This is a genomic window from Jiangella anatolica, assembly GCF_003236295.1.
Classification (GTDB): domain Bacteria; phylum Actinomycetota; class Actinomycetes; order Jiangellales; family Jiangellaceae; genus Jiangella; species Jiangella anatolica.
In genome coordinates this window covers 18,455-27,154 of record NZ_POTW01000051.1, presented here as the reverse complement: position 1 = coordinate 27,154, position 8,700 = coordinate 18,455, and the positions used below count along the sequence as shown (strand labels likewise).

Sequence of the window (8,700 nt, the reverse complement as noted above, 5' to 3'; positions counted from 1 at the left end):
GGATATCGACGGTGTCAGCCTGGCGGCGGGCGATGAGACGGTTGTAAGGCGATCATGAGAGGTTCTTTACGGGGTTTTGAGCCGGTATCCCACGCCGCGGACGGTTTCGATGACGTCCGCGCCGAGCTTCTTGCGCAGCGCGTTGACGTAGACGTTCACCACGTTCGTGCCCGGATCGACAGCGAACCCCCACACCTGCGAGAGCAGCTGCTCGCGCTGCAGCACCTGGTCGGGATGGCGCAGGAACGTCTCCAGCAGGGCGAACTCGCGACTGGTGAGCTCGACGGAGCGGCCGTCCACCCAGGCCCGACGACGTGCGCAGCCGGCTGCGGATCCGGGCCAGCAGCTCCTCGAAGTGGAAGGGCTTTCTCATGTAGTCGTCGGCGCCGCTCTCCAGACAGGTCGCGGCGTCGCGCTCGGGCAGCCCCGTCAGCACGACGACCGGGACGGTGTGCCCGGCCGAGCGCAGCTCGCGCAGCACCCGCAGTCCGTCACGCTCCGGCAGGCCGAGGTCGAGCACGACGAGGTCGTGGGCGCCGGACATGCTCAGCTGCCGCGCCGTCAGCCCGTCGTCGGCGATCTCGGTCGCGTAGCCGTGCCTGCGCAGCCCCTTCTGCACGAACGCGCTGATCAGCGGGTCGTCCTCGACGATCAGGATGCTCGTCACGGCCGGTCACCGGACAGCGGGACGACGATGGTGAAGGTCGAGCCGTGGCCGGGGCGGCTGGCCAGCTCGACCCGGCCTCCGTGCGCCTGTGCGATCAGCGCGACGATGGCCAGGCCCAGCCCGGCGCCCTGGTAGGTGCGGCGTGACCCGGCGCCGCGGGCGAACCGCTCGAAGATCCGGTCGCGGTCGGCGGCGGCGACGCCGGTGCCGGTGTCGCGCACCCACAGCCGCCACTCGTCGTCGGTGCGCGAGCTGCCGACGGCGACGACCTGGTCGCCGCGGGTGTGGTTGACGGCGTTGTGCGCGAGGTTCAGCACCGCCTCGGTGAGCCGGTGCCGGTCGGCCAGGACCGTTCCGGCGCCGACGGCGTCGAGCTCCCAGCGCCGCGGCCCGAGCGCGCCGGCCTTGGCCAGCAGCTCCACCGTCAGCTCACCGAGGTCCACCGGCGCGGGCCGGACGAAGTCGGGCTGGTCTGCGTCGGCCAGCACCTGCAGGTCGTCGACGATGCGGCCGATCCGGCCCAGCTCGTCCAGCACCAGCGCGACGGTGGCCCGCTGGTCGGCCGGGTCGTCGGTGAGCAGCTCCAGGTGGCCGCGGCAGATCGTCAGCGGGTCGCGCAGCTCGTGGCTGGCGTCCTGGACGAAGATGCGCTGGCTGCGGAAGGCGGCCTCCAGGCGGTCCAGCATCGCGTTGAACGCGCGGGCCATCTCGACCGCCTCGCCGCGGCCGCGGGTCTGGATCCGGCCGGTCAGGTCGGACTCGGAGATCGTGTGCGCGGTCGCCGTCAGCGCGCAGCGGCGCCAGCACCCGGCCGGCCAGCGGCCACATCGCCAGCCCCGCGACCAGCAGCACGCCCAGCGCGATGACGAGGCTGTACGTGCGCACGTCCTCGATGTCCTCGAGGTCGCGCCGGGGCAGGTGGGCAACGACGAACGCGCCGGTCTCGCCGTTCAGCTCGACCGGCTCGACGCGGTAGCGCAGCTCGCCCTCGTCGGTGCCGATGCGGCCCGTGGTGCTGACGGCGTCGTCGGCGAGGTCGCGCCAGTGGTCGAGGACGTGCCGGGGCACCTCGCCGTCGGGCAGCCGCCCGACCGCCGTCTGGCGCACGCGGTCGCCGACGAACGCGACCATGCCCTCGCCGCTGCTGGGCACGTTGCGGGCGAAGTAGACGTCGAACAGCGCGGTCAGCGACGTGAACGGCTCGCCCGTCGTCGGGTCCTGGCCGTCGTCGACCATGCGCCGCAGCTCCAGCACCTCCTGCAGCTCCGCGCGCTGGACCCGCTGGTCCAGCCGGATGATCAGCACCTCGCTGAGCACGAGCGTGGTGACCACGGCGGAGGTCGAGAGCAGCACGACGTAGGAGCTGATCAACCGGGAGCGCAGGCTGCGGGTGCCGGCGAACCAGCGGGCCAGCCAGCGGCGAAGGCCGGCGCCGGGCGCACCGGCGGGCGCCGCAGCGGACGTGTCGTCCGGCCGCGGCGGTGACCACGTGGTCTCGACGCGCACATCGCCCCCCTGCCGTCGCAGCGGTGACGGCCGACCCGGACGGAGCCCTCCTGCGTCCGGCTGGGGTGAGCGTACGCCCGGGTCATGAGCTGATCAACGGGCCTTCGCGCCGCTGACGTGGACGTTTGGTGAACGTCGGGTGAACGAAGAGTGACTCAGGCGTCCGGGTCGGGCAGCGCGCGCAGGTGCCCGCGGCGAGCCCCGCCCTCGCCGGGCGCGGGTTGCTGGGGGGCCGGTTCCGGTCGCCGGCCCGCCTCGCGGACCGCGTCGGCCAGTGCCAGCAGGTCGTCGTTGCTCGGGCCCAGCGCCGCCGGGTCCGGTGCCAGCCGGATGACCTCCCAGCCGCGCGGCGCGACGAGGCGCTCGGAATGCTCGGCGCAGAGGTCGTAACTGTGCGGCTCGGCGTAGGTGGCCAGCGGGCCGAGCACGGCCGTGGAGTCGGCGTAGACGTAGGTCAGCGTCGCCACCGCGGTCCGCCGGCAGGCTGATCGGGAACAGCGACGCATCGGACTCACAGACGAAGGCTAGCGTCTGGCCGGTGTCGGCCGGGCACGGCACGCCAAACACGGCTAGTCTGCGCAGAATGAGCCGACGTGTGCCCGACACCGAGCCGTCCGGACTGGCCCTGCCCCGGGTCCGCCGCGACCGGCACGGACGCGGCATGCGCGGCCCGCTCGCCCCGTCCGGCTCGCCGCTGTCGGTGTCGCGGGCGCAGCGCTTCGACGACCTCGTCATCGCCGCCGTCGAGCGGCTGGACCGGCGCTGGCAGGACCAGCTGGCCAAGGTCGAGTTCGCCGTCGAGGACGTCCCCGCGCTCGACGACTGGGACCGCAGCTGGGTGCCGCTGGCCCGGGCGTACGCCGGCACGGGTGCGTTGCCCGCCCGCGTCGTTGTGTTCCGCCGCCCGGTCGAGACCCGGGCCACCGACCCGGCCAAGCTGCGCGCCCTCGTCGGCGACGTGGTCACCGAGCAGGTCGCCGAGCTCTTCGGCGTCGAGCCCGAGGAGATCGACCCCGCCTACGGCGGCCACGACCTCCCGTAACGATCGTTGCCGCCCGTCAGGGCGACTCGGCCGGCTCCGGCACGTCGGGCAGCTCCCCGACCACCTCGGGCACGTTCACCTCGACGGTCGGCGAGATCAGCGGCAGCAGATCCAGCAGCGCCCCCGCGTCGTCGGTCGCGTAGATCTGCCGCGCCGCCACCACGGACCCCGGAGACTCGGGCACCACCACGACCGTCGCGTTGGCGGCGTCGCCGGCGGCGGTCAGGGGGACCGCGACGGTCGCGCCGGCCGGCAGCTCCAGTGGCTCCTCGGTCGCGACCGTCCCGTCGGCGGCCAGGGTACGCACGGTGACCCGCGACGTCGTCGTGATGACGGAGCTGAGCAGCAGCGTGCTGGCCGGGCGGCTGAGCAGCGCCGGCGTCGGGCCGGTGAGCGGCTCGGATGCCGACGTGTAGGCGACGTCGGGCAGGCCGCCCTCCGTCGTCTGGACCACGCGGATCGACGCGGTGATCGGCTCGTCGCTCTCCAGCCGGATGCCGGCCGGGTCGACCCCGGTGTCCAGCGGGATGTCCGCGACGGTGCCGGCCGTGACGGTGATGACGTCCTGGTCCACCGGGCTGTAGGCGCCGTCGACGCCGAGGATCTGCAGGGACACGATCGCGTCGGTGTCGCCGGGCGCGACGACGCGCAGGTTGCGCTGACCGGAACCGGGCACGCCGGGGATCAGCAGCTCGCGGCGCGGCGCGACCGAGGCCGGGACGTACGTCATGCCCTGCGGCGTGATCTCGGCGGTCTCGCGCACCTCCAGCGCGGCGGTGACGCGGCCCTGGCTGGACTGCACGTGCACGGCCGTCGTCACCGCGCCGCCGGCCAGCGCGTCCACCAGCAGGATCCGCTGGCTGCGGGCCGGCACGCCGATGTCCTGGGTGCCCGGCGCGTCGACGACACCGGCCTCGTCCCACAGCTCCACGTCGACGACCGCGGGCACGTCGGTCGGGTTGGCCAGGATCAGCCGCCCGCGCCGGCCCACCTCGGCCGAGGCGCCGACGAACCAGTGCTCGCGCCGCGGTGCGGTGCACGAGGCCGTGCTGACGCCGCGCAGGTCGACCTCCTGCAGCATCAGCGACTGCTCGGCGGCCAGCCCCGGCGCCAGCGTGCCCTGCCCGGTGACGGCGTACGACGTGCCGGCCGCCGTCTCGACCGGGGTGATCGTGGGGATGCCCCGCTCGGCGATGCTGACCAGCGGCTCGGCCGCGGCCTCCGCGGCGGGATCGCCGGTGGCCTCGGGGTTCTCCGGGTCCGGCGGCAGCGCCAGCGCCTGGACGGTGATCGGCGGCTGCTCCGCGGCGGCCTCGGGCGCGTCGACGCCGGGCAGCGCCAGCACGCCCAGTTCGGCGGTGCCGGCCTCCTCGCCGTCGACGTACGGGCAGACCAGCGACGAGCGGACGACCGGCTCGCGGACCTCCGGGTGGTCGTCGACGATCGAGTCCGGCGGCCCGATGAGCGTGGCGCCGCCCACCACGACGGCCACCCCGGCGCCGGCCGCGAGTCCTGCCAAACGTGCGCTGATCACTGCTCGTCCTCCTGCCGGCGACCCTTCGCCCGCTTGCCCGCGGCGCGCTTGCCGGGGGTGCGGCGGCCGCGGCCGGTCTCCTCGGACGGCGCTTCGCCGGCGGCCTCGTCGGCCTGCCGGCCGGCCCGGCGGCCCTTGTAGGCGTCGGTGAGCGACCCGCGCGGCGCGTCGTCGTCGACGCCGGCCCGGGCGAACGGGTTCCAGTCGCCGACGTCGTGCGGCGAGGGCTCGGCGGTGCCCCGGGGCGCCGGCGCCGGCTCGGCCGAGGCCGGGTCGGTCAGCGGGCCGGCGATCGGCGGGCCGGCGATCGGCGGCTCGGCGGCGGCACGCTTGCGCCCGCGCGGCGCGGGCTCGGCGACCGGTTCCAGGATGCCCGTCTCGGCCGCCGGCTCCGGCTCGCGGGCCGGGCGCTTGCGCGTCGTCCGCTTGCGTACATCCGCCGGCGCGGGGTCGCGGCGCAGCCGCTCGCCGAGCGGGCGCTCACCAGGCAGCCACGCCGCCTCGGCGACGGTCGCGGGCTCGGGCTCGCGCGCCGGCTCGGGCACGGGAACGGGAGTGGGCTCCGGCCGCGGCGACGGCGACGGTTCGGCGCCGCGCCGGGAGCCCCGGCGACGACCGCCGCGAGCCGCGGCCGGCTCGCGGGCCGGCACCGGCTCCAGTGGCAGCTGTGGCGAGGAGTCGTCCGGGTCGAGGTCGGCGGCGTCGTCGACGGCGCCCCGGTCACGGCGGATGCCAGGCAGCGCCAGCACCAGCGCGACCACGACCGCGCCGAGCTGGAACCACAGCCAGAACGCACGCCGGTTGCCCTCGTACTCGACGGTCAGCTGGCCCGCCTGCGGCGGCAGCTCGAACGCCTGCGCCCAGCCGCCGTAGGTCGTCGGCGTCAGCTCGGCGCCGTTCAGCCGCGCCGTCCAGCCGGAGTCGGCCAGCTCGGACAGCACGACCAGCCGGCCCTCGGGGCCCTCCGGCACGCTGCCGGCGGCGCTGGACTCGTCGCTCGGGACCGTGACGACCTCGGCGTTCTCGTCGGCCAGCGGCGCCAGCTCGCCGTCCTCGGCCGGCGGCGCGGCGACCCACACCCGCGCGACCGGCTGATCGATCTGCCAGATCGCCGCGCCCTCCGGCGCGCTGCTGCGGACCAGGCCGGGGACGGTGTCGAGCGTGTCGGCGAGGTCGGGGTCGAACGGGCGCGGCAGGTAGACGTAGCGGACCGCGAACTCGGCCAGCCGGGCGCCGTCCGCGCCGCCGCGGCCGGAGACCACGTCGGCGACGACGTCGTCGAGCGGGCCGTACTCCTCCGGCGGCGGGCTGGTCTCGGCGTCGCCGAGGCGCGGGCCGGACTCGCGCAGCAGCGCGTAGGTGATGCGGCCGTCGTCGGCGCGGTTGAGCACGAGGGTGCGGACGCCCTGCGGCCCGGCCGCCTCGTCGGCGACGTAGGCGGGCAGGATCTGCGGGTCGCGACGCTCGATCGGGTCGCCGGCGCCGCGGGCGACCCACCAGCCGGCGGCGACGATCGGGGCCAGCCCGGCCGCCGCGGCGACGATGACGGCCAGCGGCTGGCGCCAGCCGAAGCTGGCCCGCGACAGCCGTTCCCGCGCGCCCTCGGCGCCGATCGCGGTCGCGACCAGCAGTCCGCCGGCCACGACGACCGTCGCGAACCCGGGCCAGCCGGCGACCGGCGTCTCCAGCGTCGGGCCGCTGACGGCGATGCGTGACAGCACGATGCCCGCGACCAGCGCGACGCCGACCACCGTCCAGGCGCTCGCGATGGCCAGCCGCCGGACCGGGCGGAACAGCGAGAACCAGGCCGCGACGACGATGCCGGCGCCGAGCCAGAGCGGGCCGCTGCCGGGGCCGCCGGGGTTCTGCAGCAGCACCGACCACGGCGCGAGCTCCGGGTCGGACAGGTCCGGCCCGGGCACGCCGGCCTCGGTCACCAGCAGCATCGGCCGGCTGATCAGGCTGCCGGTCCACGGGATCAGCACCACCGGCGCCACCGCCAGCAGCACGCCCAGCCGCAGCAGCGAGCGGCGGTCGCCGAACACCGTCGCGGCCGCGACGATCGCCAGCACCAGCGCGATGAGCCAGGCCAGCGGCACGAACGCGGAGACCACCGCGAGCAGCAGGCCGGCGCTCCAGGCGGCCCGGCCCGGTCCCGGCCGGCCCGGCGAGCCCAGCGTGCGCATGACGGCCAGCACCAGCAGCGGCGTCAGCACAGCGGCGACGGCGGTGCCCAGCCGGCCGGCCGCGATGGCGCCGGTCGTCGCGGGCAGCAGCGCGTACGACGCCGCCACCCACACCCGCAGCAGCTTCGTCGTCACTACGCGGCGGACCAGCAGGTACATCGTCAGCCCGGCCAGCGGCACGGAGCCGAGCAGCAGCAGGTCGACGGCGAGCGAGGCGTTGCGCACGATCGTCGCGACGACCGCGACGGCGCCCAGGTACGGCGGCGACGCGGACGCGCTGCCCAGGCCGGCGCCGTGCCAGGACTCGGTGTAGACGGCCCACAGCTCGCCGGCGGCGGCCGGCGACGGCAGCAGCGCGCCGCCGAACAGCCGGCCGGAGCCGATCAGGCCGCGCGCCGTCACCAGCACGATCACGATCAGCGCGGCGGTCATCAGCACGGCGGGGTGCAGCAGGAAGCGCAGGACCCAGCCGTCGTCGCCGGCCGGCGCCTCCTCCTCGTCGCCGGAGGAGGCCGCCCGCCGTCCGCCGGAGACGTCGTGTCCCGCGCCGCCGCCGGAGCCGGTGATCATGCCGAGGACGTTCTCGCCGGCGTGCCGCAGCTGCTGGCCGCGCGGCGGGAACAGGGTGCGCAGCTGCGACGGCGACTTCCGCCGGGTCCGGCGGCGGAACGCGCGGGCCCGGATCAGCCGGTCCGGCCGGCCGATGACCGAGAGCAGCGCGACCAGTTCCTCGAACGCCAGCGCCGGCTGCTTGCCGACCAGGAAGGTCAGCGACCGGCCGAGGCTCATGAACAGCACCCGGAGCAGCACGAACAGCAGCGACCGCGCTGGGGTGTTGGCCAGCAGGACGTAGATGGCGTTGCGGCGGTCGGCGAGGTGCGGCCGGTCGCGGGTGGCGCCCAGCCGGCGGCGTCCGTGCGCGGCCGCCTCCGCGTGGTAGACGATCGCCTCCGGGCAGACGACGACCGGGTAGCCGGCCTCGTTCGCGCGCCAGCCGAGGTCGAGGTCGTCGCGGAAGATCGTCAGGTTCGGGTCGAACCCGCCCAGCTCGTCCCATACGTCGCGGCGGATCAGCATGCCCGCGCTGCCGACGGCGAGGACGTTCTTGGTGGTGTCGTGCTGGCCCTGGTCGTACTCGCGGCGGTCCAGGCCGGTGTGCCGGCGGCCGCCGCCGGTCACCGTCAGGCCGATCTCCAGGAGCTGGCGACCCTCGCGCCAGTCCAGCACCTTCGGCCCGATGATGCCGGCGTCAGGGCGGCGGACGGCGGCCTCGAGCAGCCGCGACAGGGCGTCGGGCGCGGGCGCGCTGTCGTCGTGCAGCACCCAGACCCAGTGCGTCTGGTCCGATCGTCGCAGGCCGCCGGTGCCGCGCATGGCCTGCGCCATCTCGTCGCCGGCGGCGACGCCGGCCGCCACGGCCGCGCCGAACCCCGTCGAGCGGGACATCGACACGACGCTGGGCGCGCCGAGGGTGGAGGTGAGGATCTGCTCGGTCTCGTCGCGGCTGCCGGTGTCGACGGCGACGATGCGCTCGGGCATGCGGCGCAGCGCCGCGACCGCCTCCAGCGTGCGGTGCACGAACCGGTTGCCGTCGTGCGCGACGATGACCGCCGTCACGTCGTGCGTGAGCAGCGCGGTGGGGTCGACCGGCTCCGGTTCGCCGATGTCACTGGCGAACGCGTCAAGGGCGGCGTCGGCGCCGATGCCCGGGTCGGAGTAGACGCTGGGCGTCGTGCTGCCGTTGTCGATTGCGGTCAAGGGGTCC

At 75.6% G+C, this 8,700-nt stretch carries 6 protein-coding genes and 1 pseudogene; 2 read left to right on the top strand and 5 right to left on the bottom strand.

Annotated features, from left to right (window positions below; all coding sequences use genetic code 11):
• Nucleotides 1-66: 66 nt before the first annotated feature.
• Nucleotides 67-667, bottom strand: a pseudogene (locus C1I92_RS35665) (response regulator transcription factor).
• Nucleotides 664-1,374: a sensor histidine kinase gene (locus C1I92_RS19710; RefSeq protein WP_111256357.1), complete on the bottom strand. Its 711-nt coding sequence runs from the start codon at nt 1,372-1,374 to the stop codon at nt 664-666. The pseudogene C1I92_RS35665 and the gene C1I92_RS19710 overlap by 4 nt, the downstream one beginning before the upstream one ends.
• Before the next feature lie 61 nt (nt 1,375-1,435).
• Between C1I92_RS19710 and C1I92_RS19705 the strand changes: the two genes are divergently transcribed.
• On the top strand, nt 1,436-2,152 hold the full coding sequence (locus C1I92_RS19705; RefSeq protein ID WP_111256356.1) for a hypothetical protein: 717 nt from the start codon (nt 1,436-1,438) through the stop codon (nt 2,150-2,152).
• A 176-nt stretch (nt 2,153-2,328) separates the two neighbouring features.
• Here the strand turns inward: C1I92_RS19705 and C1I92_RS19700 are convergent, their stop codons facing one another.
• Complete coding sequence (locus C1I92_RS19700) at nt 2,329-2,688, bottom strand: DUF3499 domain-containing protein (protein WP_369124122.1); 360 nt, start codon at nt 2,686-2,688, stop codon at nt 2,329-2,331.
• A 68-nt stretch (nt 2,689-2,756) separates the two neighbouring features.
• Between C1I92_RS19700 and C1I92_RS19695 the strand changes: the two genes are divergently transcribed.
• Nucleotides 2,757-3,215: a metallopeptidase family protein gene (locus C1I92_RS19695; RefSeq protein ID WP_111256354.1), complete on the top strand. Its 459-nt coding sequence runs from the start codon at nt 2,757-2,759 to the stop codon at nt 3,213-3,215.
• Between the two features lie 16 nt (nt 3,216-3,231).
• Here the strand turns inward: C1I92_RS19695 and C1I92_RS19690 are convergent, their stop codons facing one another.
• Nucleotides 3,232-4,749 carry a DUF5719 family protein gene (locus C1I92_RS19690; RefSeq protein WP_146605207.1) on the bottom strand — a complete coding sequence of 506 codons (1,518 nt, stop codon included), beginning with the start codon at nt 4,747-4,749 and terminating at the stop codon, nt 3,232-3,234.
• Nucleotides 4,746-8,693, bottom strand: a complete 3,948-nt coding sequence (locus C1I92_RS19685; RefSeq protein ID WP_158564206.1) for a glycosyltransferase — start codon at nt 8,691-8,693, stop codon at nt 4,746-4,748. Before C1I92_RS19685 ends, C1I92_RS19690 begins: the two co-directional genes overlap by 4 nt.
• Between the last annotated feature and the right edge of the window lie 7 nt (nt 8,694-8,700).